We start from the raw sequence: 25,503 nt of genomic DNA, 5'->3' as shown, positions 1-25,503 counted from the left end.
TTCGGGATGCGCCGGCCACTGCCCTCCCGCAGCGATTCCTACGAATGTCCGGGGCCGGTCTCCGGGCTCGGAAGTTTTGAACCATCGCCTTCCCAGGCATGTGCCCAGTGGCGTCTTGATGGTTCCGCACTTCCTTACCGTTGCGGGGGCAGCGCAGGTCTTTCACCTGCTTCCCGTTTCACCCAGGCCGAAGACAATCGGCATGGGCACCTCGAACAGGGGGCGGATTGTAGCAAACCCCTTCCTTGACCCCGCAGAGGATTTCCAACACACTTTCGGCATGAATACCGATCTTGAATCCCTGGAACAAAAAGTCGATCAGGTGCTGACCCTGTGCGGTCGCCTACAGGCACAGAACGCGGAATTGCGCGGGCGTGTGTCCGCCCTGGAGGCGGAAAAGCAGGCGCTGACTGACAAAATGGAGACCGCCCGGGAACGCCTGGCCGGACTGATGGACAAGCTCCCGGAGACTGAATGATGGCGGCAGGAAATTCCCTCGACATCCGCATTCAAGGCAAGGACTACCGTGTTTCCTGTCCTCCCGAGGAACGCGAGGCCCTGGAGTCCGCCGTAAAGCTGCTGGATGCCCGCATGGAGGAAGTGGCGGACAAGACCCGCAGCAGCGGTGAGAAGTTGGCGGTCATGGTCGCTTTGAATCTGGCCCATGAATTGTTGTCCGCGCAAGGCGGAACGCCCTTGCCTCGGCTTGACGAAGAGGTGCCCCGGCGTAGAATCAAAGCCATCGAAGCCAAGCTGGACGCGGTGCTCACGGACAAGGCCCAGGACGCCCTGTTCTGACCCCGGCGACCCAGCCGGCTTCCCCGGTTTCCCCTGCGGTGTACGCCAAGGCTGTAAGCTCCTTGAACCAATGTCTACGCGACAAGGTTGCCGACCCGAGAAGCCGCTGTTGTGATCGCCCCTTCGCCGGGCGAACCTGAAGCGGCAGGAACGCAGCCTCCCTGAACCCAGGTTCAGGATCGCGGCCTAGCGGCACAGGCGGGGGAATCCAATAAGGCCAGCGGCTTTATTGGATTCCCCCGCGACGCAGGTAGTCTTTCCCATCCCCCGATCCTCCTTCGACCAGCTCAGGACAGGCTTTTCAGGGGAGGGGGCGACTGACCAGAAGCGGTTCGCTTTTCTTGCCGCAGGATAAAAGCGCCGAGGCCCTCGGCGCTTTTTCGTTTATTGGGAGTTGTGATGACGCGTTACTGGTTGATGAAAAGCGAGCCCTCGGTGGTGGGTATTGACGACGTGCTGGCCATGCCCAATCAGACCGTGGACTGGTGGGGGGTGCGCAACTATCAGGCGCGCAATTTCATGCGCGACCAGATGGCGGTGGGGGACAAGGTGTTCTTCTACCATTCCTCCTGTCCCGAGCCGGGCATCGCCGGCTTGGCGGAAGTGGCGTGCAAGGCCTATCCCGACCGGACCCAGTTTGATCCGGCAAGTCCCTATTACGATCCCAAGTCCACACCGGAGACGCCGCGCTGGATGAATGTGGACGTGCGCATCACGCAAAAGACCCGGTTGATCGGCCTGGCCGAGTTGCGCGCCCATCCCCAGCTGGCCAATATGCGCATCCTGCAAAAGGGTAACCGCCTGTCCATCACGCCGGTGGACCCGGCGGAGTGGAAATTCATCACCGGGCAGTTGCTGAAGTGAATGCCTGGTGGTTGGCCTACGTCGCCGTGGGCGGCGTGTCCGGGTTTTTCGCCGGGCTGATGGGGGTCGGCGGCGGCGGCATCATCGTTCCCCTCTTGGCGATGATGTTCACCGCCCAGCAGTTTCCCGCCGAGCACATCATGCACATGGCCCTGGGGACCTCCCTCGCCACCATCGTGTTCACCTCCATTTCCAGTCTGCGCGCCCATCATCAGCACGGCGCCGTGCTGTGGCCGGTGGTGAAGGCCATCACCCCGGGGGTTGCCTTGGGCACCTTCCTCGGCGCCCAGGTGGTGGGCTTGGTGTCCACCCAATTTCTGGCGATCTTCTTCGTCCTCTTCATGGCCTACGTGTCGGTGCAGATGATCGTCAATGCCAAGCCCAAACCCAGTCGTGAACTGCCTGGTCCGGGCGGCATGTTCGCTGTGGGTTCGGGCATCGGTGGCGTGTCGGCCCTGGTGGCCATTGGTGGCGGTTCCCTGTCGGTGCCTTTCATGACCTGGTGCAATGTCCGCATGCACCACGCCATTGGCACCTCGGCCGCCATCGGCCTGCCCATCGCCCTGGCCGGGACCGTGGGTTATCTGGTCAGCGGCTACGGCATCGGCCATTTGCCGCCGGCCAGCCTGGGCTTCATCTATCTACCCGCCCTGGCGCTGATGGTGGCGGCCAGCGTGACCACGGCGCCCTTTGGCGCGCGCTTGGCCCATCGCTTGCCGGTGGCGGTATTGAAGCGAATTTTCGCCGCGGTGCTATTGCTGCTGTCAGCCAAGATGCTGCACAGCCTGTTCTAGGCGCGCCGGCTTTCCCAAACGAAGAGGGTGAGGCCCAGCAGAGCATTGAGCGCCATGCCAAGGGCCAGGTGGAAGGTGCTGTCCCACAACAGGGGCGCGCTGACACCGGCGGTGAAGCCCATGCCGAGGGTGACCAGGAAGCTTTGACAACTGGCGGCCATGCCCCGGCGCGTGGGGAACAGGTCCATGGCGATCAGTTGCAGGCTGGCAAAGGCCATGAACAAGCCGCTCGCATAAAGGGCCACGGGCAATACCACCCAGGGCAAGCCCGGTTGGCCGAAGGCATTGATGCCCAAATTGAACACTGATGCGCCGAGCATGACGACGATGCCGCGCCAGACCAGGGTCCGTACCGGCAGCCGACCGGCGAGTCGGCCGGCGACGACGTTGCCCGCCACCATGCCAGCGATGGCGGGGACAAACAGCCAGGCGAAGGATTGGGGTGACAGTTTCAGGTGCCCCATGATGAACACCGGCGAGGACATGACGTAGATCATCTGGCCACTCATGAACAGGGCGGTGGCCAGGCCCAGTTTGAGGAAGGCCGGCGTGCCCAGCACTTCCCGATAGCCGCGCCAGAGGGCCAGGGGGTGCAGGCTGTGGCGCTGCGCCGGTGGCAGGGTTTCCGGCAACCAGAGGGCGCAGGCCAGCAGCAAGAGCAGGGTATAGGCGGTGAGAAACACGAAGATGGCATGCCAGCCGAACCAGGCCAGCAGCCAGCCGCCGAGAATGGGGGCGATGACAGGGGCGGCGGCGAAGATGGTGGTGACCAGGGCCATCTGCTTGACGGCGGCGGCACCCTTGAATCGGTCCTGAATGATGGCCCGCCCGACCACGCCGCCGACGCCGCCAGCCAGACCCTGGAGGGCGCGACCCAGCCAGAGCATTTCGATGCGCAGGGCGAAGACGCAGAACAGGGAAGCCGCGGCATAAACCGCGAGACCCGCCAGCACCACCCGGCGTCGGCCCAGGGCGTCGGAAATGGCGCCGTGCCAGAGCATGAGGACGCAAAAGGTGAACAGGTAGGCGCTCATGGTCTGCTGCACCTGGACCGGCGTCGCGCCCAAATCGGCGGCGATGGCGGGGAAAGCGGGCAGATAGCTGTCCACCGAAAAGGGGCCGATGGCGGATAGGGCGGCGAGCAGGAAAGGCAGCAGGACGGGGTGCAACGCGGTTTTCTCAGTTTTCATGGAGGCCGCGTCGGTATTGGATCGCTTCCGCCACGTGGGGGGCGGCGAGGACGTCCTGTCCCGCCAGGTCGGCAATGGTGCGTGCCACCTTGAGGATGCGGTGATAGGCCCGGGCGGACAACTGTAGGCGCGTCATGGCCTGGCCCAGCAAGGTCTGGGCGTTTTCATCCAGAACGCAATGTTGTTCGATGGCGGCGGGCGATAGCTGGGCGTTGGCACAGTGCTGGCGGGCCAACTGCCGTTCCCGCGCCGCGCTGACCCGTGCCCGCACGGCGGCGGAGGGTTCGCCATCCCCGGGACGGCGCAACTCGGTCTCGGCCACGGCGGGCACGTCCACCATCAGGTCGATTCGATCCAGCAGCGGACCGGAAAGCTTGCCGCGATAGCGGGCCACCTGGTCCGGGGTGCAGCGGCACTTGCCGCTCGGATGGCCCAGATAACCGCAGGGACAGGGATTCATGGCCGCCAGCAATTGGAAGCGGGCAGGGAAGTCGGCCCGCCGGGCCACCCGGGAGACACAGATGGTGCCGGTTTCCAGGGGCTCGCGCAGGGCTTCCAGCACCCGCCGGTCGAATTCGGGAAGTTCATCGAGAAACAACACGCCGCCGTGGGCCAGGGAAATTTCTCCGGGGCGGGGCACGCTGCCGCCACCCACGAGGGCAGCGGCGGATGCCGAGTGGTGAGGTGCCCGGAAAGGACGCTGCCCCCATTGCTCGGGACGGAAATGGCCGGCCAGGGAATGTACGGCGGCGCTGGCGAAGGCTTCGTCCCGGTCCATGGCCGGTAGCAAGCCGGGGAAGCGGCTGGCCAGCATGGATTTTCCGGTGCCCGGCGGGCCGCTCATGAGCAGGGAATGGCCGCCCGCCGCGGCGACTTCCAGCGCCCGCTTGGCCTGGGCCTGGCCTTTCACCTCGGCCAAGTCAGGGTAGCTGGGCGCGCTGGTCGGACCGGCAGCCGTGGCCGGGGCGATGGCGTCCTGGCCGGCCAGATGGGCGCAGGCCGCCAACAGGCTGCGGGCCGGATAAATCGGGGTTTCCTCGGCCAGGGCGGCCTCGCTGGCGCTGTCGGCCGCCAGCATCAGGCTGCGCCCTGTTTGCCGGGCGGCCAGGGCCATGGCCAGGGCGCCCCGAATGGCGCGCAACTCCCCACTCAGGGATAGTTCCCCGGCGAATTCGTAATCATCGATTTTGCCGGCAACGACTTGGCCGGAGGCGATCAGGATGCCCAGGGCGATGGCTAGGTCGAAGTGACCGGCCCCCTTGGGCAACTCCGCCGGGGCGAGATTGACGGTGATGCGCCGGGCGGGAAACTCAAACCGGCTGTTCTGGATGGCGGCCCGGACCCGGTCCCGGGCCTCGCGCACCTCGGCGTCGGGCAAGCCGACCAGGGTAAAACTGGGCAGGCCAGGGGCAAGATGGACCTCGACTGCCACTTCCAGCGCGTCCATGCCCGTCAGGGCCCGGCTGCGCAGGACGGCGAGGGACATGGCGCGAAAAGCGCGACGTGAAGGCTTAGCCGGGGTGGCCGGGAGTCAGCGTTTTTCCAGTTCGGCGACGCGGGCTTCCAGTTTGGCCAACTGTTCCCGGGTACGGGCCAGGACCTCCCGCTGTACGTCGAATTCTTCCCGGGTAACCAGATCAAGTCGACCGAACAAGCCCCCCAGGGCCGCCTTGAGGTTTTTTTCCACATCGGCCACGGGGCTGGCGGACAGCACCTGGTTCAAACGGGCGCTGGCTTCATCAAGAAACTTGCTTGCATTCATGGTCTTATCCTGGAAATGTCATATTTTTGAGTCTAGCATGCAGGGAATTGCTGCCAGGCTTCGTAGGGTGCGCACTCTATCGGTGCATTGTTTTTGACAATATTGTTGCTAATGGTGCGCTGCTTCACATTTTAATTCCATGTGAAATTGTAATCGCTTGTTTCTATTGTTTTTACCATTCTGGCACGGTACGTGCACCTAGTACGCCGTTGTTTTCTATATCTCAGGAGATGCAATCAATGAAAAAGACCATCCTTTCCGCTTCCGTAGCAGCGCTGCTGTCCGTTTCCGCTCTGAGCGCCGTCGCCGAAGAAGCTGCTTCCCCCTTGTCTTTCAACGTGGGCGTGGTTTCTGACTACCTGTTCCGTGGCATCAGCCAGACCCACGGCGACGCTGCCGTGTCCGGCGGTATCGACTACGCTTTTTCCAATGGTTTCTACATCGGCACTTGGGCGTCCACCATTTCCTGGGTGAAGGATGCCCTGGGCAAGGGTTCCACCGAAGTGGACTTCTACGGTGGTTACAAGGCTGCCATCAATGACGACTGGAGCTACGACGTTGGCGCCATCGCCTACACCTATCCCAACCATGGCAAGGCCACCACTGGCGGCCTGGGCAACCCCACGACAACAGAAGCCTACGCTGCCGTGACTTGGAAGTGGTTGACCGCCAAGTATTCCTACACCATGTCCGACAAGTTTGTGGGCTGGTACGGCGGCACTGGTCTGGACAAGGACACCCGTGGTTCCGACTACCTCGAACTGAATGCCAACTATGATTTGGGCGATGGTTGGACCCTGGTTGGTCACGTTGGTCACCAGAAGGTTGCTAACTCCGTGACGACCGCTTCCCTTAAGTCTGCTTCCTATAGCGACTGGAAGCTGGGCGTGACCAAGGATGTCGGCTTCGGTGTGGTCGGTCTGGCTTACTCCGCTACCGATGTTTCCGGTACTTGTAATTCTGCTGGTACTGGTACCAACCCCTATTGCTGGGGTACCAATGGTAATGGCGATAGAAATGCTATCCCCACTAGCGGCTTCAAGGATGTCGCCAAGGACAAGCTGGTTCTGTCCTTCACCAAGGCCTTCTAAGCATCACCGCGTCGTTTGACGCAGCCATTCCCACCGGCGGCCAGATCGGCGTCGGTGGGGATTGTCACCGCAAAATCAATAAACCCTCCCAAAGGACATAAATCATGAAACTGGTAACCGCCATCATCAAGCCGTTCAAGCTTGACGAGGTGCGCGAGGCTCTGGCCGCCGTTGGCGTGCAGGGCATCACCGTCACCGAGGTCAAGGGGTTCGGCCGGCAAAAGGGTCACACCGAGCTGTACCGGGGCGCCGAATATGTCGTCGACTTCCTGCCCAAGGTCAAAGTCGAAGCCGCCGTCCGCGACGACATCCTCGACCAGGTCATCGAAGCCATCGAAAAGTCCGCCAGCACCGGCAAGATCGGCGACGGCAAGATTTTTGTCTTCGATGTGGAGCAAGTGATCCGCATCCGCACCGGCGAAACCGGCGAAGAAGCGCTCTAAAGGGAACGACTCATGAAAAAGATTATTGCCTCCGTGCTGATGGCCTTGGCCGTCGGCTTCACCAGCGTCGCCTGGGCTGACGACAAGCCCGCCGATGCTGCTCCCGCAGCCACCGCCGCTGCTCCTGCCGCCGCTGCCGCTGCGGCCCCTGCTGCTCCCGCCGAAGCCGCTCCCGCTCCCGTGCCCAACAAGGGCGACAACACCTGGTTGTTGGTGTGTACCGCCCTGGTGATCATGATGAGCATCCCCGGCCTGGCCCTGTTCTACGGCGGCCTGGTGCGCAGCAAGAACATGCTCTCCGTGCTGCTCCAGGTATTCGTCGTGTTCGCCCTGATCAGCGTGCTGTGGGGTGTTTACGGCTATTCCCTGGCCTTCACCGAGGGCAACGCCTTCTTCGGCAGCCTCGACAAACTGTTCCTCAAGGGTGTGACGCCGGATAGCGTCGCGGGCACCTTCAGCAAGGGCGTCGTGGTGTCCGAACTGGCCTACATCCCCTTCCAGGGTGCCTTCGCTGCAATCACTGTGGCCCTGATCCTCGGCTCCTTCGCCGAGCGCATCAAGTTCTCCGCTGTGCTGCTGTTCTCCGTGCTGTGGTTCACCTTCTCCTACCTGCCCATCGCGCACATGGTCTGGTACTGGGCGGGTCCCGATGTCTACACCACCGCCGAGGCTGCTGACGCCGCCAACGCGACGGCCGGCTTCCTGTTCCAGAAGGGCGCGCTCGACTTCGCTGGTGGCACCGTGGTGCACATCAACGCCGCCGTGGCCGGTCTGGTCGGTGCCTTCCTGGTGGGCAAGCGCGTGGGCTTCGGCAAGGATTCCATGGCTCCCCACTCCCTGACCCTGACCATCGTCGGTGCCTCCCTGCTGTGGGTGGGCTGGTTCGGCTTCAACGCCGGTTCCGCCCTGGAAGCCAACGGTAGTGCTGCTCTGGCCTTCACCAACACCTGGCTGGCCACCGCCGCTGCCACGATGTCCTGGCTGATCGCCGAATGGCTGCTGAAGGGCAAGCCCTCCGGCCTGGGTGCCGCTTCCGGTGCTGTTGCCGGCCTGGTGGCCATCACCCCCGCTGCCGGCTTCGTCGGCATCGTCGGTGCCCTGGTGATCGGTCTGCTGGCTGGCATCGTCTGCCTGTGGGGCGTCAATGGTCTGAAGAAGCTGCTGGGCGCTGACGACTCCCTGGACGTGTTCGGCGTCCATGGCGTGGGCGGCATCCTCGGCGCCACCCTGACCGGCGTGTTCGCTGCGCCCGACCTGGGCGGCTCCGGCATCTACGACTACGTCGCCAACAAGGTTGCCGATGCCTACTCCATCGCCGACCAAGTGGTGATTCAGCTGACTGCCGTCGGCACCACCGTGATCTGGTCCGGCGTGGTGGCCTTCGTCTCCTACAAGCTGGTGGATCTGGTGATCGGCCTGCGCGTCCCCGAGGACGAAGAGCGGGAAGGTCTGGACATCACCTCCCACGGCGAGTCCGCTTACCACCAGTAAGCCGCAGTTTTCGCTTCGCCCGCAAGGGCGATCGGACAAACGGGCACCTTCGGGTGCCCGTTTTGTTTTGGCGCCGACTTTGGCCTCATCGGCGTGACGTGGCATCATCGCGTCATGACCGATGCCCTCGTCTGGTTCCGCCGCGACCTGCGGCTCCACGACCATGCCGCCCTGTACCAGGCCCTGCAAAACCATCAGCGGGTATGGTGCGTCTTCGTGTTCGACACCGACATCCTCACACCGCTGCTGGCGCAGGGCGTGGTGCAGGATCGCCGGGTCGAGTTCATCCATCACAGCCTGACCCAGTTGGATCGTCGCCTGCGGGAGTTGGGCGGCGGCCTGCTGGTGCGCCATGGCTCGGCCCGGGAGGAAATCCCGCGCCTGGCGGCGCAGTTAGGGGTGGCGGCGGTGTTCGCCAACCGAGACTACGAGCCTTTTGCCGTGGACCGGGACGCCGCCGTGGCGTCGCGTCTGATGGACGAGGGACGCGGCTTCGTCCTGTGCAAGGACCAGGTGATCTTCGACCGGGATGAGGTCTTGACCCAGGGCGGCAAGCCCTTTTCGGTGTTCACGCCCTACAAGAACGCCTGGTTGAAAAAACTGGAGGACAGCCATCTGGCCCCCTTCCCCGTGGAAAGGCATTGGGACCATCTGGCGCGGCACAAGGGTGAAATCCTGCCCAGCCTGGCGCAACTGGGTTTCCAGGCGGGCGGATTGCCGCCCAAGCTGCCCCCCGGCAGCGACGGCGCCCTGGTGCTGTGGCGGGACTTCGTTGCCCGCATCGACGATTACGGCCAGCGCCGCGACTATCCGGCGCGCAAGGGGCCGTCCTACCTGTCGGTCCATCTGCGCTTCGGCACCCTGTCGATCCGTCAGTTGGTGGCCTATGCCTGGGGACGGGCCAAGCTCATGGGCAGCGAAGGCGCTGCCGTCTGGTTGTCCGAACTGATCTGGCGCGACTTCTACCACGCCATCCTGTGGCACCACCCCCGCGTCGTGGACCATTGTTTCAAGGCTGAGACCGAGGCCGTCGTCTGGGACGACGACCCAGTCCTATGGCAGGCCTGGTGTAGCGGCCAGACCGGCTATCCCCTGGTGGATGCCGCCCAGCGCCAATTGCTGACCAGCGGCTACATGCACAACCGCCTGCGCATGGTCAGCGCCTCTTTTCTGACCAAGGACCTGGGCATCTCCTGGCGCGCCGGCGAAGCCTTTTTCGCCCGCCATCTGCTGGACTACGACCTGGCCGCCAACAACGGCGGTTGGCAGTGGGCGGCCTCAACGGGCTGCGACGCCCAACCCTGGTTCCGCATTTTCAATCCGGTCACCCAGTCCGAAAAGTTCGATCCCCAGGGCGAGTTCATCCGCCGCTACGTGCCCGAACTGGCGGCGCTGCCGGACCGTTACCTACATGCGCCGTGGACCCTGCCGGCAGCGGAGCAACAGCGTTTGGACGTGGTGATCGGCCGCGACTATCCGGCCCCGGTGGTGGACCATGCTGCCGCCCGGCAGCGCACCTTGCAGCGTTTTGGTTTCCTCAAGCGGGAGGAAGGTACCTGACGGCTGGCCGATGCCCGGGCGTTGATCGGTTTCAGGGCTCCCGTGGCGCCAGGCCGGCCTCGGTGACCAGGTAGTCGAGGGGCCGGTCGTGGGCTTCGGGGTAAATGGAATCCACCCGCGCCAGCTCGAAGCCCACCCCCAGGGCGACCGGGGCGGGTGACAGAGCGGCCAGGGTGCGGTCGAAATAACCGCCACCGTAGCCCAGGCGGTAGCCGTGGCGATCGAAGGCCACTAGGGGCACCAGCAGATAGTCGGGCACGAGGGGCGCCGCGACCGCCGGAACGGGAATGTCGTAAGCCCCCGGCACCATGGCCGCATCCGGCCCCCAGCGATGGAAAACCAGCGGACTATCCGGCGCGGCGACCACCGGTAGGGCCAGATCCCAACCCAGGCTGTGGAGCCGGGCGGCCAAGGGGCGGGCGTCGAATTCCTGGCGCATGGGCCAGCAAAATCCCAGAACCGCCGCTGGCCGCGCGGAAAAAAACTGGAACAAAGCGGCTTCGATCAGGATCGAACAACGGTGATGATCCTCCGCCGACAGCGCTTCCCGCGCCGCCAGGCGCTCGCGGCGCAGGGCCGCCCGAACAGATGGGCTTTGCCCGGGGTTTTCGCGAAGGGGGGTCACGAGGGCTGTGTTAGATTGAAAAAATGAACTCGAACTATACGACGAAGCGTTTCCTGGCATGGCTGCCCGTGTTGTCTCTGGCGATCGGCGCGGTGCTGGCCCGGGCCGATCAGGGCGACAGCACCTTCCTGGCGCTCAAGGAATCCTTCCGCGTCGGCGATGCGCCCCGTGTCGCCAAGGGGCTGGAGGCCCTGCGCGGCCATGAACTGGAACCCTGGGCCGAGTATTACCTGCTGCGCATGCGCCTGGAAGAAGACGGCATGGAAGGCGCCCTGCGCAGCTACCTGGATCGTTACAACGGCAGCTATCTGGCGGAAAAACTGCGTGGCGAATGGCTCAAGGTGCTGGGCCGCAAGCGCCAGTGGGAAAGCTTCCGCCGCGAATATCCGCGCTTGGTCCAGCCCGACCAGGAAACCCAGTGTTACGCCTGGCAAGACCGCTACGGCCAGGGCGATGCCCTGGTCTTGGACGAGGCCCGCAGCGCCTGGCTGGCGGGGACCGAGCTGGCGGAGGCCTGCAACCCGGTGACGGACGCCCTGGTCAGCGAGCGCCGACTCAACGCTGACGACGTCTGGGAACGCATTCACCGCCTGCTGGAAGCCGGGCGCGCCAAGGAGGCCGCTGCGGCTGGGCGCTATCTGCCCAACAATCAGATGCCCGACGGCAAAACCCTCAACAGCATCGGCGACAAGCCCATGCGTTACCTGGCCTTGTTGCCCGCTTCCTTCGACAGCCAGCGTCTGGGCCGGGAGATGGCCGTCTATGCCGTCGCCCGGGTGGCCCGGCAAGATCCGGCGGAAGCCGCCGTGCAATTGCGCCGTCTCGAAAGCCGCTTGACTGATGGCGAGCGCGCCTACGCCTGGGGCCAGGTGGCCTGGCAGGCCGCCAAGCGGCACATGCCCGAGGCGGTGGCTTGGTACGAATTGAGCAAGGGTGCCAAGCTCAGCGACGAGGTCCTGACCTGGCGCGCCCGGGCCGCCCTGCGTGCCCTGGACTGGACGGCGGTGCGCCGCGCCATTGAACAGATGCCGCCCGCCCTGGCCGCCCAACCCGACTGGATTTACTGGCAGGGCCGCGCCCTGGCCGCCCAGGGGCGGCGCGATGAAGCCTTGGCCCTGTACCGCCGCATCGGCGGCCAGGCCAATTTTTACGGCAACCTGGCGGACGAGGAACTGGGCCGCGCCATCACCGCCCCGCCCCGGGCGGCGCCTCCCAGCAGCGACGAACTGGCCGCTGCCGCCGCCAACCCGGGCCTGCGCCGGGCCTTGGCCCTGTTGCGCCTGGATGTCCGCACTGAGGGGGTGAAGGAGTGGAACTGGAGCCTGCGCGGCATGGATGATCGGCAGCTACTGGCCGCCGCCGAGCTGGCGCGGCGCAACGATGTGATCGACCGTTCCATCAGCGCCGCCGACCGTACCCGGGAACAGCACGACTACGCCCTGCGTTTCCCCGCCCCCTTCCGCGAGGCAGTGGACCCCAAGGCTCGGGAACTGGCCCTCGATAGCGGCTGGATCTACGGCCTGATCCGGCAGGAAAGCCGCTTCGTCATGAGTGCCAAGTCCGGCGTCGGTGCCAAGGGCCTGATGCAGGTGATGCCCGCCACGGCCAACTGGGTGGCGAAGAAGATCGGTCTCTCCGGCTACCACGCCGGGCGGATGATGGACACCGAGACCAACGTCACCCTGGGCACCAACTATTTGAAGATGATCCTCGGCAGCCTCGACAACCATCCGGTGCTGGCCTGCGCCGCCTACAACGCCGGTCCCGGCCGGGCGCAGAAGTGGCGGGCGGACAAACCCATCGAGGGCGCCATCTACGCCGAAACCATTCCCTTCACGGAAACCCGCGACTACGTGAAGAAGGTCATGAGCAACACGGTGTATTACGCCGCCATGTTCCAGGAGCGGCCTCAATCCCTCAAGGCGCGGCTGGGGGTGGTGCAACCCCGGCGTGCCGGCGATACCCAGGCTGACGAGTTGCCCTAGGGGGCGGGACGTTCAGTCCTGGACCGGCGTATCGTCTGGGTCGGTGTCCTCCGTGGCGGGCACCCGGTATTCCTCGTTGGCCCAGGCGCCCAGGTCGATCTTCTTGCAGCGCTCGCTGCAAAAGGGCCGCCAGCGGTTGCTGGGCAGCCATTCGACGGTCTTGCCGCAGGTCGGGCAGGGCACGGTGACGGGCATGGTTGGCGCTCGGTAGGAAAAAAGGGAATTTTACGGCAGCGTCCCGTCCTGCTTCGGTCACTGTCCGGTCATTTTTCTGCAATCCGCCCCTTCTAAGGTGATGTCGACGGCATGGGGATCGGGCAAGGCAGCTTGCGCCGCGCCCGGGCGGCCCAGCGCGGCCGATGGCCGGACATTCACCTACAGGGAGGCCACCATGGCTGATCGCAGCTACAACGTCCTTTTCCTTTGCACCGGCAATTCGGCGCGCAGCATCCTGGCCGAGGCCCTGCTCAACCGTCTGGGGCGCGGCCGCTTCCGCGCCTTCAGTGCCGGTAGCCAGCCGGCGGGGAAGGTGCATCCCCTCGCCCTGGCCCTGCTGGCGGAGAAAGGTTTTCCGACCGACGCCCTGCGCAGCAAATCCTGGGACGAATTCGCCGCCGTCGGCGCCCCCGCCATGGACATTGTGATCACCGTCTGCGACGGCGCGGCCGGTGAGTCCTGCCCGGTCTTCCCCGGTGCGCCGCTGAAGGCCCATTGGGGCATCGAGGATCCGGTGGCGGTGGTGGGTGACGCGAGCGATCAGCGGGCGGCCTTCGCCCGGGCCTTCCTGTTGCTCAACCGCCGCATCGACCTGTTCACCAACCTGCCCCTGGACAAGCAGGACGCCGGCGAGATCACCGAGGAACTGGCGGAAATCGGCCGGGTGCTGGAAGAGGCCTGACGCAAAACCGCGCAGCGACGGACGTCTCGCCCGCTGGGAAGGGCAAGGCCGCCAGCGCTAGACCGTGTATTGGGAAACGGCGGCGCGCAGTTGGGAGGACAGTTCGTTCAGGTCGCCGGCGATGCGGTTGTTGCCTTCGGTGGCCCGCGTGTTGTTTTCCGTCATGCGGGCAATCTGTTCGATGCTGTGGGCGATTTGCCGGATCGCCGTGTCCTGTTCGCTCAAGGCGTAGGTGATGGTCTCCACGTTGCTGGCCACGGTGCGCGAACCCTCGTCGATCTTGTGCAGGGCGTCCTGGGTGCGGCTCACCAGGCCCAGATTGGTCTCCGCCTGGGCATTGGCCTCGGCCATGGAGGCCACCGTGTTGCCGATGCCGGTCTGGATGCTGCCGATCAGGGTGCCGATTTCGCTGGTGGCCTGGGTGGTGCGCTCCGCCAGCTTGCGCACCTCGTCGGCGACGACGGCGAAACCGCGACCCTGTTCCCCGGCCCGGGCCGCCTCGATGGCGGCGTTGAGGGCGAGCAGATTGGTCTGGTCGGCGATTTCCTTGATCACCTGTACGATGCCACCGATCCTTTGGGAGCTTTCATCCAACCGCTCCACGTTGTGGCTGGACGCCTCGATGATGCGGGCGATGCTGTTCATCTGGTCGATGGTTTCCTGCATTACCCGCAAGGCGTGATCGTTGTCCTCCCGGGCCTGGGCCACCACGGACGAGGCGTTCTGGGCGCTGGCGGCGGTTTCGCTGACGCTGGTGGAGGCCTGTTCAACCGCGGCGGCCACCGAGGCGGTTTCCTCGGCCTGGACCACGGAACTTTGACTGACTTCGCCGCTGGATGCCGCCATCTCGGTGGCTGCCGCGGTGATCTGGGCACTGGACTGCTTGGTGCCCGCGATGATGTCGCGGAATTTGTGGATCAAGTGGTTGAAGGCCTGGGCCGTGCGGGCCACTTCCACCGTACCGGCCTCGGGCATGGTGCCGGTGAAGTCGTTGCGGGCGATGACGTTCTCGGCAAAGGCCACCGCGTCCTTCAATGGACGGCTGACGCTGTGGGCTACCCAGAGGGAGAAGGCGATGGTGAGGGCGATGGCCATCAGGTCGAGGACGATGAACAGGATCAGGGCGGATCGGCTGTCGTCGTGGAGGGTGTTGGCGGCGGCGATGATGTTGGTGGTGATCAGGTTCTCCGTTTCATGCAGGCCATCGATCTTGGCGCTGATGGACTTGAACCAGAAGGTGGGGTCCACGTCGAACCCCCCTTCCGTCGCCTTGTCCACCAACAAGGTGCGCAGTCGCAGCACTTCCCGGGCGGGGGCGGATTCCAGGGCGGCCTTCAGGGAAGCTTGTTCTGCGGCGCCGGCCACGGCGCTGAAGCCGGCGAAATGAGCATCCTGGCGGCTGACGCGGTCGAGGATGGCGCGCAATTGGGGTGGCTCCACCCGGTTCGCGGTGAACACCGCCGTACCCAGGGCACGCTCCTGGCCGGCGTTTTCCTTGGCGCGGATGAAGCTGATGTAGGCGATGGCTTGCTGGGCGATGGCGGCGTTCTTGTTATAGGCGACGCCGGCACCGATGGCCTCGCTCAACTGGCTGATGGTGGCGGTGTAGTAGGCCGTAGTTTCCGCGGCGGAGGCGGCGAACTGGTCCGCTTTCTGGCGCACCGCATCCAGGTTGGCCATGGCGCCATCGGCGCTGCCGATGGCCTTGCCGAGTGCAGGCAGGGCATCCAGGTCGAGGTTGTTCAGTTCGCGCTTGTAGGCTTGTTGCGACTCGTTGGCCCGCGCCCGGGCGGCGGGCAGGATGTCGGCGAAACGCTGTCCCTTGGATTGGATGAAGCCGGCGGTGGCGCCCCGTTCGATCTGCATGGCATGAATCAGCTTGCCGATGCTGACCGCCAGGTGCATCAGGCGTTGGGTCTGGCCGGCGTCGCGCACGGTTTGGAACGATTGCCAGGCCTGGGCGCCGGAAACGACGATCAGGGCGATCAGAGGGACGGCGACCAGCGCGGCCAGCCGTTGCATGATGGTGGTTTGTCCCATGGCGCTTCTCCTTCCAGTGCCGCTGCCGGTTTCCCCGCGGCGGTGGACATCGCTGAACGGCACAGCCGTTCTCAATCAGCCCGGGCATGGCGGATGGGTGGGACCAAGGAAAACATCGCCGGCCACGGCGTGGCGCCATAAAAAAACCGGCTGGGTCGCAGCCGGTTTTACGTGACCTGGGAGATCGGAATCCCCTGGTCGCGGCGCCGTTATCTGACGTCCCTATTCTTCGATCACCGCCGAGGTGTAAACCTCCTGGACATCGTCCAGGCTTTCCAGCACATCCAGCAGCTTTTGCATCTTCACGCCGTCCTCGCCCGCCAGAACGGTCTCGTTCAGGGCTTTCTGGGTGACTTCGGCGATTTCGGATTTTAGGCCGGCGTTTTCCAGCGCATCCTTGACAGTGGTCAAGTCAGCCGGGCCGGTGATGACCTCGATGGAGCCGTCATCATGTGTGATCACATCCTCGGCACCGGCCTCGATGGCGGCGTCCATCAACTTGCCCTCGTCGGTGCCGGGGGCGAACAGCATCTGGCCGCAGTGCTTGAACTGGAAAGCCACGCAGCCGTCGGTGCCCATGTTGCCACCATACTTGTTGAAGGCATGGCGTACTTCGGCCACGGTACGGGTCTTGTTGTCGGTGAGGCAATCCACCATCACGGCGGAGCCGCCGATGCCGTAGCCCTCGTAGCGGATTTCCACGTACTCGACGCCTTCCAGCTCGCCGGTGCCCTTTTTGACGGCGTTCTCGATCTTGTCCTTGGGCATGTTCACGCCCTTGGCCTTGTCCACCGCCAGACGCAGGCGGGGATTGAAGCCGGGATCGCCGCCGCCCATCTTGGCGGCCACGGTGATTTCCTTGGCCAGCTTGGAGAAGGCCGCGCCGCGTTTTTCGTCCTGACGGCCCTTGCGGTGCTGGATATTGGCCCATTTGGAATGTCCGGCCATAAGTCTTCCTTTGCGAGTGCGTTGCTAGAATGAGGCGCGGGATTTTAGCACCCGCATCCGCTCCCAACCGCCCCGCAACGGCCCGCAACTTCCCCTTTTCCCGCCATGACCACAGCCCTTCCCATCGCCCGGAACGCCGCCGCCGAACTGGCCCTGCCCCTGGCCCTGGCCAACCGCCACGGCCTCATCGCCGGCGCCACCGGCACCGGCAAGACCGTGACCTTGCAACGCCTGGCGGAGCAGTTCTCCCGGGCCGGGGTGCCGGTGTTCCTGGCCGACGTCAAGGGCGACCTGTCGGGACTGGCGGCGCCGGGAAAGCCTTCGGACAAGCTGGCCGCACGCCTGGCCCGGCTCGGCATCGACGACTGGCAGCCGGCCGCCTGCCCGGCGGTGTTCTGGGACATCTATGGCGAGCGCGGCCATCCCTTGCGCGCCACCGTGTCGGACATGGGGCCGTTGCTGCTGGCGCGTCTGCTGGGCCTCAACGACACCCAGCAGGGCGTGCTGCAACTGGTGTTCAAGATCGCCGACGACCAGGGCCTGCTGCTGCTCGATCTCAAGGACCTGCGCGCCATGGTGCAGCACGTGGGTGACCACGCCGCCGAATTCAAGACCGAGTACGGCAACGTTTCCGCCGCCAGCATCGGCGCCATCCAGCGCGGCCTGCTGGCCCTGGAACAGGAGGGCGGCGACAAGTTCTTCGGCGAGCCCATGCTGGACATCAACGACCTGATGCAGACCGACGCGGCCGGCCCCACGGCGGGCCAGGGCGTGGTGAACATCCTCGCCGGCGAGAAGCTGATGAACGCGCCGCGCCTGTATTCCACCTTCCTGCTCTGGTTGTTGGCGGAACTCTTCGAGCAACTGCCCGAGGTCGGCGACCTGCCCAAGCCCAAGCTGGTGTTCTTTTTCGACGAAGCCCACCTGCTGTTCAACGAGGCGCCACCGGCATTGCTGGAAAAAATCGAGCAGGTGGTGCGCCTGGTCCGTTCCAAGGGCGTGGGCGTGTACTTCGTCAGCCAGAATCCCCTCGACCTGCCGGACAGCGTGCTCGGCCAGCTCGGCCATCGGGTGCAGCACGCCCTGCGGGCCTTCACCCCGCGCGACCAGAAGGCGGTGAAGACCGCCGCCCAGACCCTGCGGCCCAAGGCCGGGCTCGACACCGAGGCCGCCATCACCGAACTGGAAGTGGGCGAGGCCCTGGTGTCCTTCCTCGACGACAAGGGCGCGCCGACACCGGTGGAGCGGGCTTGGGTGCTGCCCCCCGCCGGTCGCATCGGCCCCTTGAGCGAGGACGAACGCACCGCGTCGATTCGCGCATCGCTGCTCTACGGCCACTACGAACAGGCGGTGGACCGGGAGTCGGCCTACGAAAAACTGCGCGGCGCTCCCGTCCGGGCGGCTTCGCCAGCCACGGCCAAGCCCTCGTCCACACCGATCCCCAGCGGGGCCGGCCAGGGCGGCCTGGGCGAGGTGCTGGGGGACATCCTCGGCGGTCCGGCCCACAACGGCGGCCGGCGCGGCGACACGGTACTGACCACCGTGGCCAAGAGCGCGGCCCGGGCCATCGGCTCGCAACTGGGCCGCGAGATCATTCGCGGCGTGCTCGGCTCCATCCTCGGCGGCAGCCGGCGTCGCTAGCGGCGCCGGGCAAACGACCCATCAAGTCCCGTCATTCCCGCGCAGGCGGGAATCCAGCGACGTCGGCTGTCCTCGTTACGGCAATCCGCTGAGCGGAGTCGCCGAGCTGGCGCGAGATGTTCCACCCGCCCGACGCAAACCGCCGCCCACGCCCTGGCGTTCCGTCTCATCCCCGCCCGGCGGAACCGGCCAGGTGTTCCACCAGTTCGGCCACGTAGCGGTTGTCCAGGGTTTCCCGCCGCACCACGATCTCCATGGCCCGGGGTGCCCAGGGGTCGCTGAGGGTCAGCCAGGCCAGGGCATAGCTGCGGGCCGCCTGTTCCGCCGCCGAGCGCGGCACCAGGCCGACGCCTACCCCCGCCGCCGCCATGCGGCACACCGCGTCGAAGCTGCGCACCTGGATGCGCAGGCGCAGGGTGCGGCCCGCCGCCCGGGCCTGGGCCAGGAGAAAACCGTGGATCGCGCTGCCGCTGTCGAGGCTGACGAAGGCTTCGTCAGCCGCGTCGGCGAAGGCGATGCTTTTGCGCTTGGCCAGGGCGTGGTCCGCCGCCATCACCAGCACCAACTGGTCTTCCCGGTAGGGCCGGCGCAGTAGTTCCGGGTGTTCCGCCATGCCGGCGACGATGCCCACGTCGGCCTCGCCGGAAGCCACCGCCGCCATGATCTCGGGACTGGCCCGTTCTTCTAGCAGCACGTTGGCCTGGGGCTGGGCGGCGAGGAAGCTGGCCAGGTCGCGGGGCAGGAAGATGTTGGTGGCGTTGGTGTTGGCCAGCAGGCGCACCACGCCCTGCACGCCTTGGGCATAGGCGCCCATTTCCGCGTTGAGGGCCTCGGCGCCGGTGAGTAGGGCGCGGGCCTGGCGCAGCAGCGCCTCGCCGGCGGAGGTCAGGGCCATGCCCTTGGAGCGGCGGCGCAGCAGGGGCGTGGCGAATTCGGCTTCCAGCTGCGACAGACGGGCGCTGGCGGCCCCCGGCGAGCGGTGCACCCGGGCCGCGCCCCGGCTCAGGCTGCCGCTCTCGGCCACGGCGACGAAGAGCCGCAGATCGTCCAGGTCATAGCGCATGTGATTTCGGATTCCTGAAAATCATTTTTCGGCTTTTTGAGATGGTCTTGGCGTTCGACGCAGTGTTTAATGCGCTCATGAAGGAGAGTCCCTTGCAGCGCATTCGTCATCTATTCCGATTTTCGAAAGATACTAGCACCAGCCTGTTGCTGGCGGTAGGGGCCGCCATGGGCTTCGGCATGAAGGCGATTTTCATCAAGCTGGCCTTTCCCTACGGCGTCAGCCCGGTGACCTTGTTGGCCCTGCGCATGGTCTTCGCCGCGCCGTTTTTCCTTTGGGTCGGGCTGCGCTCGGAAGGCCAGCGCCTGGACCGTTACACCCTGCTCGGCGTCATCGGCTGCGGCCTGGCCGGCTACTACGGCGCCAGCATTTTCGACTTCATCGGCCTGCAATACATCAGCGCCGGCCTGGAACGCCTGATCCTGTTCACCTATCCGACCCTGACCGTGGTGGCCGCTGCCCTGCTGCACAAGCAGCCCTTGTCGCGGCGGGTGCTCAAGGCCCTGGCGCTGACCTACGGCGGCATCGGCCTGGCCTTCGCCCACGACGTGCACTCCTTCGGCGACGTGGAACAGGTCTGGATCGGCGGCGGTTTCGTGTTTGTCTCCGCCATTTGTTTCGCCGCCTATTTATTGGGTAGCGGCGCGCTGATCGGCAAGCTCGGCTCCAACCGCTTCACCGCCTGGGCGATGCTGGTGTCCTCCATCGCCACCTTTGTCCATTACGCGGCGACGGAACCGATGGGCGTCCTGCTCGAACAGCCCGGGCCCGTGTACGGCTGGGCCTTCGCCATGGCGATCTTTTCCACGGTGCTGCCGGTGTTGATGCAATCCGCCGCCATCCGCCGCATGGGCGCCGGCAAGGCCGCCGTCATTGGTACCGTCGGCCCACTGCTGACCATCTTCCTCGGCTGGTGGATCCTCGACGAGCCGGGCTCCGTCTGGCAATTGATCGGCGCCGGCCTGGTGCTGGCCGGGGTGTGGCAGATCGGCAAGAAGTGAGGTGCTCTTTATCCCCGTGCCGCAAGAGGACGGGGAAGGAGTGATGGAGTGTTCGTTGGGAAACTGGTGACAAAGGAAAAATATGAAAATTGACAGCCTGGACCACTTGGTTCTAACGGTCCAAGACCTGGACGCGACAGTGGCTTTTTATTCGACGACACTGGGCATGGAGGCCATTACCTTCGGTGCCGGGCGCAAGGCCCTGTCCTTCGGCCAGCAAAAGATCAACTTGCACCAGCGGGGCAAGGAGTTCGAGCCCAAGGCCCAGCAGCCAACCCCCGGATCGGCCGACTTGTGCTTTCTGACCTCGGTACCGCTTGCGGATGTGGCGAGTCACCTGGCCGCTTGCGGCGTGACGGTGCTTGAGGGTCCGATACAACGAACGGGAGCGACGGGACCGATACTTTCCCTGTACTTCCGTGATCCCGACATGAATCTGATCGAGGTGTCCAACGCGTTGGCCTTGCCCGCTTGAGTGGCAAGGCTTATGGTGAAAGGCGTGGCCGCCGAGAGCCCCTCTTCCCGGCCTTGGTTTGACTGATGCCAAGCGAGGCGAAATTGTTGCCTTATTTTTTCTTCAGGGGCTTGAACAGATCGTCGTAGTGCAATCCGATCTGGGCGTGTTCCCGCATCAGCATTTCGACGCGGGTGCCTTCGCCATTCACCAGGGCTTCGAACACCAGGCGGTGATGCAGCTGGGCGATGCGCAGGCGCTGGAGGACGTTGCCCAGGTCGCTGCGGTCGATGATGATGGAATCCGCCGAGGCGAAGGGCAGGTGATTGTTGCGTGCAATCGCGTCGGCGATGATGCGGCGTTCCTCCGCGGCGACGATGGTCTGGTGGAAGCGGGCATTGACCTCGCTCCAGGCCCCGATGTCCTCGTCGCTGAGCTGTTTCTTGCTGACGATGGCTTCGCCGTCGGCCAGGCAATCCTGTAGCACTTCCCTGGTATTTGGATCCAATCCAGCCTCCGCCAGCAGGCGGCAGGCCAAGCCCTCCAATACCCCTCTGACCTCGATGGCGCAGCGCACGTCCGCCGGCGAGAAGACGCGGACGGTCAGGGCGCGTTTGCCCATGCGCTGTAGCAGTCCCTCCTGCTCGAGGGTGCGGAAAGCCAGGCGGACCGGCGTACGAGAGACGCCCAGGGCTTCGGCGACGGGGATTTCGGCCAGGCGCTCGCCCGGTGCGTATTGGCCGTCGAGAATGCGCTTGCGCAGGGTGGCGACGATGCTGCTGGTGTCTGGGGTCATGTCGGCGGGTCGCAGCCTATCTTTAAAAATATTTGATTAAAGTTTAAACCATTGCTAGCATTGGATCCAATTGCTTGGATCCAATGGAGAGGAGATCAGTATGTTCCCAAAAAACGAATGGTATGTCGCCTGCACGTCCGAAGAAGTGAAGGACAAGCCCCTGGGGCGGCGCGTGTGCAACGAGGCAATGGTTTTTTTCCGCGATGAGGACGGCGCCATCGCCGCCCTGGAGGACTTCTGTCCCCACCGGGGCGCGCCCCTGTCCCTGGGCTTCGTCCGCGATGGGCGCCTGGTGTGCGGTTACCACGGTCTGGAAATGGGCTGTAAGGGCCACACCGTCGCCATGCCCGGGCAACGGGTGCGCGGTTTCCCCACGATTCGCCATTACCCCGTGATCGAACGCCATGGCTTCATCTGGGTCTGGCCGGGCGAAGCCGAGAAGGCGGATGTCGCCAAGCTCCCCCACTTCGAATGGCAGGGCAATCCCGAATTCGCCTACGGCGGCGGGCTGTACCACATCGCCTGCGACTACCGCCTGATGATCGACAACCTGATGGACCTGACCCACGAAACCTATGTCCATTCCACCAGCATCGGACAGCCGGAAATCGACGAAACCCCCTGCGTGACCAAGGTGGACGGCGAACACGTCACCACCAGCCGCTTCATGAACGGTATCGAGGCGCCCCCCTTCTGGAAGGCCAACCTGCGTCTGAAGGGCCTGCCCGACGACCAGTTGGTGGATCGTTGGCAGATTTGCCACTTCAATCCGCCCAGCCACATCATGATCGACGTGGGCGTGGCGCTGGCCGGCAAGGGCGGGCACGACGCGCCGGAGGATTGCCAGGCGCGCAGCTGGGTGGTGGACTTCATCACGCCGGAAACGGAAACCTCGATCTGGTACTTCTGGGGCATGGCCCGCAAGTTCCGCGTCGAGGACCAGGAAATCACGGCGCGGATCCGTGAAGGCCAGGGCAAGATTTTTGCCGAGGACCAGGAGATGCTGGAACAGCAGCAACGTAACCTGCTGGCCTGGCCCGAGCGCAAGCTGCTCATGCTCAACATCGACGGCGGTGGTGTCCAGGCGCGGCGCATCCTGGATGCCCGACTCGCCCAGGAAAGCGGCATGGCCGCTGCAGCGTGAGGAAGAACCGACCATGAGCACGCTGCGCGTCCGGGTGGCCGCCAAGGAACCCGAAGCCACCGACATCTGCCGCCTGGAACTGGCCCCGGTGAAAGGGGAGGATCTGCCCCATTTCACCGCCGGCGCCCACGTCGAACTGCATCTGCCCGGCGGCCTGGTGCGGGCCTATTCCCTGTGCAACGACCCGGCGGAGCGTCATCGCTACGTTTTGGGTGTTTACAAGGAAGCCGAATCCCGGGGCGGTTCCCGCGCCGTCCATGAGCAATTGAAAACGGGGGACGAACTGACCATCAGCCCGCCCCGCAGTTTTTTTGCCCTGGAACCGGGAGCGAAGAGTTCGTTGCTGTTGGGCGGCGGTATCGGCGTTACCCCCCTGCTCGCCATGGCCGAGCAATTGCACCGCGAGGGCGGGACGTTCGACCTGCACTACACCGTGGCGACGCGGGACCGGCTGGCCTTCGCCGAGCGCCTGGGATCGAGTCCCTATGCCGACCGGGTGCATTTCTATTTCAGCCGGGAAGGCGGCCGCATGGATCTGGCCGCCGTGATCGGCAAACCCGAGGCGGGGCGCCACCTCTATGTCTGCGGTCCACAGCGGTTCATCGACGCCGTGGTGGAAACTGCGCGGGGTCAGGGCTGGCCCGAGGCCAACCTGCATTGGGAATACTTCGGCGCTGCGCCGGCCGATACCAGCGGCGACACCGCGTTCACGGTCAAGATCGCCAGCAGCGGACAGGAAGTGGAAGTCCCCGCCGACAAAACCGTGCTCAAGGCCCTGCTGGATGCCGGCATCCAGATTCCCATGGCCTGCGACCAGGGCGTCTGCGGTACCTGCCTGACCCGGGTGATTTCCGGCGAAGTGGAACACCGCGACCAATACCTGACCGACGAGGAGCGGGAAGCCAACGACCAGTTCCTTCCCTGCTGTTCCCGGGCCAAATCGGCCTGTCTGGTGCTGGATATCTGACGATGCCAACCCTGGCGGACCCTCCCGCCAGCGACCACGAGCAGATGAAGAAACGGGCCAGTGCACAGCACCGGCCCGTTTCATTTCAACGCCCTATTAATCCAACGCGGCCTGCCAGGCGCTGACCGCCCCACCGCCGTCCGTGACCATGCGGGCATAGGCGGCGGCCAGGGGGGCTTGCTGGGCAAACCAGAAACGCACGACCTGGGCCACGTCGTCCAGATAAGCCGGCGCATAGGCATTGCCGCTGCGCAGGTTCTCGCTGGCCAGGGCGGCGCGGGCCAACTGCCAGCTACCGCAGACGGTGCCCAGCAAATGCAGGAAGGGCACCGCCGCGCCGTAAATGTCATTGTTCCGGGCCGGGGCATTGGCCAGTATCCAATCCAGAACGGAAGCGACGTGGGCGATGTCGTTGCGGAACTGCTCGGCCAGGTCGCCGAACGCGGCGGAGGCGGCCAGGGCGGCCTGGGTGGTTTCCATGTCGGTCAGCAGGCTACGCAGGGTGGCGCCCTTTTCCCGCAGGATCTTGCGTCCGACCAGGTCGTTGGCCTGGATGCCGGTGGTGCCTTCGTAAATGGTGATGACCCGGGCGTCACGCAAATGCTGGGCGATGCCGGTCTCTTCGACGAAGCCCATGCCGCCGTGGATTTGCAGGGCGAGATCGATGGCCTCCCGTCCGATTTCCGTCGACCAGCCCTTGACCACGGGCATCAGCAGGTCGACATAGCGTCGGCAGCGGTCGGCGGTGTCGCCGTCGGGATGGTGGCGCGCCCGATCGAACCAGCCGGCCGCCGTGTAGGCCAGGGCGCGGCTGGCGAAGATCCGTGCCCGGATGGCCAGCAGCATGCGCTTGACGTCGGCGTGGCGAATGATCGGCACATGGGGTTCGCCGCTGTCGGCGTCGCGGCCCTGGACCCGCTCGCGGGCATAGGCCAGGGCGGGCTGCCAGGCCCGTTCGGCCATGGCGATGCCCTGCAAGCCGACGCCGAAGCGGGCTTCGTTCATCATGATGAACATGCTTTCCAGGCCGCGATGGGGCTGGCCGACCAAATATCCCACGGCACCGCCATTGTCGCCAAAGGCCATGGTGCAGGTAGGGCTACCGTGCAGCCCCAGCTTGTGTTCAAGGGCGATGCACTGGACGTCGTTGCGGGCGCCCAGGCTGCCGTCCTCATTGACCAGATACTTGGGCACGAGGAACAGGGAGATGCCCTTGCTGCCCTCCGGCGCGCCGTCGATGCGGGCCAGGACCAGGTGCACGATGTTCTCGGTGAACTCATGGTCGCCGAAGGTGATGAAAATCTTCTGGCCGAAAAGACGGTAGCTGCCATCCTGTTGCGGCGCAGCGCGGGTGCGCAAGGCGGCCAGGTCGGAGCCGGCGCCGGGCTCCGTCAGGTTCATGGTGCCGGCCCACTCGCCGCTGACCAGCTTGGGCAGATAGCATTCCTGCAAACGGGAATCGCCGCCGGCGATCAGGGCCTCGGTTTCCCCGGCGACTAGGCCGGGCAGGAGGGAAAAGGCGAGGTTGGCGGAATGCCAGATTTCCTCCACCGGCGCGGCGATGGTGCGCGGCAGGCCCTGGCCGCCGAATTCCGTTGGCAGGGCGAGACCGACCCAGCCGGCATCCCTGAATTGCGCGTAGGCCTCCTTCCAGCCGGTCGGCGTGACGACCTTGCCGTCCTCCAGGCGGCAACCTTCCCGGTCACCCACACTATTAAGAGGCGCCAGTACTTCGCTGGCGAAGCGGCCAGCCTCGTCGATGATGGCCTCGGCAAGTTCAGGTGTGGCGTCTTCGCAGCCGGGAAGCTGGCCAAGTTCGGCCAGTCCGGCCAGCTCGTTCAGGATGAAACGGATGTCGGTATGGGGTGCCTGGTAAGTCATGGTGTCGTGAAAGCAAAAGGGAGGAGTGAAATATAGTTTGAATATATAGAGTTCCGATATAAAGAAT

The 25,503-nt window shown here is 65.0% G+C and carries 25 protein-coding genes, 1 other RNA gene and 1 riboswitch; of the genes, 16 read left to right on the top strand and 10 right to left on the bottom strand.

Annotation, left to right across the window (positions count from 1 at the left end):
• Positions 1 to 35 precede the first annotated feature (35 nt).
• Positions 36 to 229, bottom strand: a riboswitch (cobalamin riboswitch).
• 51 nt (positions 230 to 280) lie between these two features.
• The 5 genes from zapB to ACYQ2U_RS05235 all read left to right on the top strand — a co-directional run bounded on the left by zapB (position 281) and on the right by ACYQ2U_RS05235 (position 2,456).
• On the top strand, positions 281 to 478 hold the full coding sequence (gene zapB, locus ACYQ2U_RS05255) for a cell division protein ZapB (RefSeq protein ID WP_459949299.1): 198 nt from the start codon (positions 281 to 283) through the stop codon (positions 476 to 478).
• A complete protein-coding gene (locus ACYQ2U_RS05250; protein ID WP_459949298.1) occupies positions 475 to 798 on the top strand; it encodes a cell division protein ZapA in 324 nt (107 codons plus the stop codon). Before zapB ends, ACYQ2U_RS05250 begins: the two co-directional genes overlap by 4 nt.
• Positions 799 to 825: 27 nt before the next feature.
• A non-coding RNA gene (ssrS, locus tag ACYQ2U_RS05245) (6S RNA) lies at positions 826 to 1,007 on the top strand.
• Positions 1,008 to 1,197: 190 nt separating this feature from the next.
• A complete protein-coding gene (locus ACYQ2U_RS05240) occupies positions 1,198 to 1,662 on the top strand; it encodes an EVE domain-containing protein (RefSeq protein WP_459949297.1) in 465 nt (154 codons plus the stop codon).
• Positions 1,629 to 2,456, top strand: a complete 828-nt coding sequence (locus tag ACYQ2U_RS05235; RefSeq protein WP_459949296.1) for a sulfite exporter TauE/SafE family protein — start codon at positions 1,629 to 1,631, stop codon at positions 2,454 to 2,456. Before ACYQ2U_RS05240 ends, ACYQ2U_RS05235 begins: the two co-directional genes overlap by 34 nt.
• Here the strand turns inward: ACYQ2U_RS05235 and ACYQ2U_RS05230 are convergent.
• The 3 genes from ACYQ2U_RS05230 to ACYQ2U_RS05220 are packed head-to-tail and all read right to left on the bottom strand — an operon-like array spanning position 2,453 to position 5,408.
• The gene (locus tag ACYQ2U_RS05230; RefSeq protein WP_459949295.1) at positions 2,453 to 3,646 is read right to left on the bottom strand and encodes a multidrug effflux MFS transporter; all 1,194 of its coding nucleotides are present in this window, start codon (positions 3,644 to 3,646) and stop codon (positions 2,453 to 2,455) included. The two genes, ACYQ2U_RS05235 and ACYQ2U_RS05230, sit on opposite strands and share 4 nt — an antisense overlap.
• Positions 3,636 to 5,132, bottom strand: a complete 1,497-nt coding sequence (locus ACYQ2U_RS05225; RefSeq protein ID WP_459949294.1) for a YifB family Mg chelatase-like AAA ATPase — start codon at positions 5,130 to 5,132, stop codon at positions 3,636 to 3,638. Before ACYQ2U_RS05225 ends, ACYQ2U_RS05230 begins: the two co-directional genes overlap by 11 nt.
• A gap of 45 nt (positions 5,133 to 5,177) precedes the next feature.
• Positions 5,178 to 5,408 carry an accessory factor UbiK family protein gene (locus ACYQ2U_RS05220; RefSeq protein ID WP_459949293.1) on the bottom strand — a complete coding sequence of 77 codons (231 nt, stop codon included), beginning with the start codon at positions 5,406 to 5,408 and terminating at the stop codon, positions 5,178 to 5,180.
• 239 nt (positions 5,409 to 5,647) lie between these two features.
• On the opposite strand from ACYQ2U_RS05220, the gene ACYQ2U_RS05215 reads away from it, so the two are divergent.
• The 4 genes from ACYQ2U_RS05215 (at position 5,648) to ACYQ2U_RS05200 (ending at position 9,993) form a co-directional block, all read left to right on the top strand.
• Positions 5,648 to 6,499: a TorF family putative porin gene (locus ACYQ2U_RS05215; protein ID WP_459949292.1), complete on the top strand. Its 852-nt coding sequence runs from the start codon at positions 5,648 to 5,650 to the stop codon at positions 6,497 to 6,499.
• Between the two features lie 104 nt (positions 6,500 to 6,603).
• Positions 6,604 to 6,942, top strand: a complete 339-nt coding sequence (glnK, locus tag ACYQ2U_RS05210; protein ID WP_459949291.1) for a P-II family nitrogen regulator — start codon at positions 6,604 to 6,606, stop codon at positions 6,940 to 6,942.
• A 12-nt stretch (positions 6,943 to 6,954) separates the two neighbouring features.
• Positions 6,955 to 8,433, top strand: coding sequence for an ammonium transporter (gene amt / locus ACYQ2U_RS05205; RefSeq protein WP_459949290.1), 1,479 nt, complete (start codon positions 6,955 to 6,957; stop codon positions 8,431 to 8,433).
• A 114-nt stretch (positions 8,434 to 8,547) separates the two neighbouring features.
• A complete protein-coding gene (locus ACYQ2U_RS05200; protein WP_459949289.1) occupies positions 8,548 to 9,993 on the top strand; it encodes a cryptochrome/photolyase family protein in 1,446 nt (481 codons plus the stop codon).
• 31 nt (positions 9,994 to 10,024) lie between these two features.
• On the opposite strand, the gene ACYQ2U_RS05195 is transcribed toward ACYQ2U_RS05200, so the two are convergent.
• Positions 10,025 to 10,618 carry a 5-formyltetrahydrofolate cyclo-ligase gene (locus ACYQ2U_RS05195; RefSeq protein WP_459949288.1) on the bottom strand — a complete coding sequence of 198 codons (594 nt, stop codon included), beginning with the start codon at positions 10,616 to 10,618 and terminating at the stop codon, positions 10,025 to 10,027.
• A 23-nt stretch (positions 10,619 to 10,641) separates the two neighbouring features.
• Between ACYQ2U_RS05195 and ACYQ2U_RS05190 the strand changes: the two genes are divergently transcribed.
• Complete coding sequence (locus ACYQ2U_RS05190; protein WP_459949287.1) at positions 10,642 to 12,603, top strand: lytic transglycosylase domain-containing protein; 1,962 nt, start codon at positions 10,642 to 10,644, stop codon at positions 12,601 to 12,603.
• A gap of 12 nt (positions 12,604 to 12,615) precedes the next feature.
• On the opposite strand, the gene yacG is transcribed toward ACYQ2U_RS05190, so the two are convergent.
• Entirely contained in the window at positions 12,616 to 12,798 is a 183-nt protein-coding gene (gene yacG / locus ACYQ2U_RS05185; protein WP_459949286.1) for a DNA gyrase inhibitor YacG, read from the bottom strand.
• A gap of 196 nt (positions 12,799 to 12,994) precedes the next feature.
• On the opposite strand from yacG, the gene ACYQ2U_RS05180 reads away from it, so the two are divergent.
• The gene (locus ACYQ2U_RS05180) at positions 12,995 to 13,501 is read left to right on the top strand and encodes an arsenate reductase ArsC (RefSeq protein WP_459949285.1); all 507 of its coding nucleotides are present in this window, start codon (positions 12,995 to 12,997) and stop codon (positions 13,499 to 13,501) included.
• A 57-nt stretch (positions 13,502 to 13,558) separates the two neighbouring features.
• Here the strand turns inward: ACYQ2U_RS05180 and ACYQ2U_RS05175 are convergent, their stop codons facing one another.
• Both ACYQ2U_RS05175 and ACYQ2U_RS05170 read right to left on the bottom strand, forming a co-directional pair.
• Positions 13,559 to 15,541, bottom strand: a complete 1,983-nt coding sequence (locus ACYQ2U_RS05175) for a methyl-accepting chemotaxis protein (RefSeq protein ID WP_459949284.1) — start codon at positions 15,539 to 15,541, stop codon at positions 13,559 to 13,561.
• Positions 15,542 to 15,763: 222 nt separating this feature from the next.
• Positions 15,764 to 16,489, bottom strand: a complete 726-nt coding sequence (locus ACYQ2U_RS05170; protein WP_459949283.1) for a YebC/PmpR family DNA-binding transcriptional regulator — start codon at positions 16,487 to 16,489, stop codon at positions 15,764 to 15,766.
• Positions 16,490 to 16,594: 105 nt separating this feature from the next.
• Here ACYQ2U_RS05170 and ACYQ2U_RS05165 point away from each other — a divergent pair, with 105 nt between their 5' ends.
• The gene (locus ACYQ2U_RS05165; protein ID WP_459949282.1) at positions 16,595 to 18,130 is read left to right on the top strand and encodes a helicase HerA-like domain-containing protein; all 1,536 of its coding nucleotides are present in this window, start codon (positions 16,595 to 16,597) and stop codon (positions 18,128 to 18,130) included.
• Positions 18,131 to 18,296: 166 nt separating this feature from the next.
• On the opposite strand, the gene ACYQ2U_RS05160 is transcribed toward ACYQ2U_RS05165, so the two are convergent.
• Positions 18,297 to 19,193: a LysR family transcriptional regulator gene (locus ACYQ2U_RS05160; protein ID WP_459949281.1), complete on the bottom strand. Its 897-nt coding sequence runs from the start codon at positions 19,191 to 19,193 to the stop codon at positions 18,297 to 18,299.
• Between the two features lie 92 nt (positions 19,194 to 19,285).
• Here ACYQ2U_RS05160 and ACYQ2U_RS05155 point away from each other — a divergent pair, with 92 nt between their 5' ends.
• The gene (locus tag ACYQ2U_RS05155; RefSeq protein WP_459949280.1) at positions 19,286 to 20,194 is read left to right on the top strand and encodes a DMT family transporter; all 909 of its coding nucleotides are present in this window, start codon (positions 19,286 to 19,288) and stop codon (positions 20,192 to 20,194) included.
• An 82-nt stretch (positions 20,195 to 20,276) separates the two neighbouring features.
• Positions 20,277 to 20,669, top strand: coding sequence for a VOC family protein (locus ACYQ2U_RS05150; RefSeq protein WP_459949279.1), 393 nt, complete (start codon positions 20,277 to 20,279; stop codon positions 20,667 to 20,669).
• A 91-nt stretch (positions 20,670 to 20,760) separates the two neighbouring features.
• On the opposite strand, the gene ACYQ2U_RS05145 is transcribed toward ACYQ2U_RS05150, so the two are convergent.
• Positions 20,761 to 21,444, bottom strand: a complete 684-nt coding sequence (locus ACYQ2U_RS05145) for a GntR family transcriptional regulator (RefSeq protein ID WP_459949278.1) — start codon at positions 21,442 to 21,444, stop codon at positions 20,761 to 20,763.
• 100 nt (positions 21,445 to 21,544) lie between these two features.
• Between ACYQ2U_RS05145 and ACYQ2U_RS05140 the strand changes: the two genes are divergently transcribed.
• The gene (locus tag ACYQ2U_RS05140; protein WP_459949277.1) at positions 21,545 to 22,588 is read left to right on the top strand and encodes a Rieske 2Fe-2S domain-containing protein; all 1,044 of its coding nucleotides are present in this window, start codon (positions 21,545 to 21,547) and stop codon (positions 22,586 to 22,588) included.
• A 13-nt stretch (positions 22,589 to 22,601) separates the two neighbouring features.
• Positions 22,602 to 23,555: a PDR/VanB family oxidoreductase gene (locus ACYQ2U_RS05135; protein ID WP_459949276.1), complete on the top strand. Its 954-nt coding sequence runs from the start codon at positions 22,602 to 22,604 to the stop codon at positions 23,553 to 23,555.
• A 96-nt stretch (positions 23,556 to 23,651) separates the two neighbouring features.
• Here ACYQ2U_RS05135 and ACYQ2U_RS05130 read toward each other — a convergent pair whose 3' ends face one another.
• Positions 23,652 to 25,436 (bottom strand): acyl-CoA dehydrogenase, encoded by a 1,785-nt coding sequence (locus tag ACYQ2U_RS05130; protein ID WP_459949275.1) that lies wholly within the window; start codon positions 25,434 to 25,436, stop codon positions 23,652 to 23,654.
• Between the last annotated feature and the right edge of the window lie 67 nt (positions 25,437 to 25,503).

The organism is Denitratisoma sp. agr-D3 (genome assembly GCF_054658675.1).
This window is presented reverse-complemented; position numbering and strand designations above follow the sequence as displayed.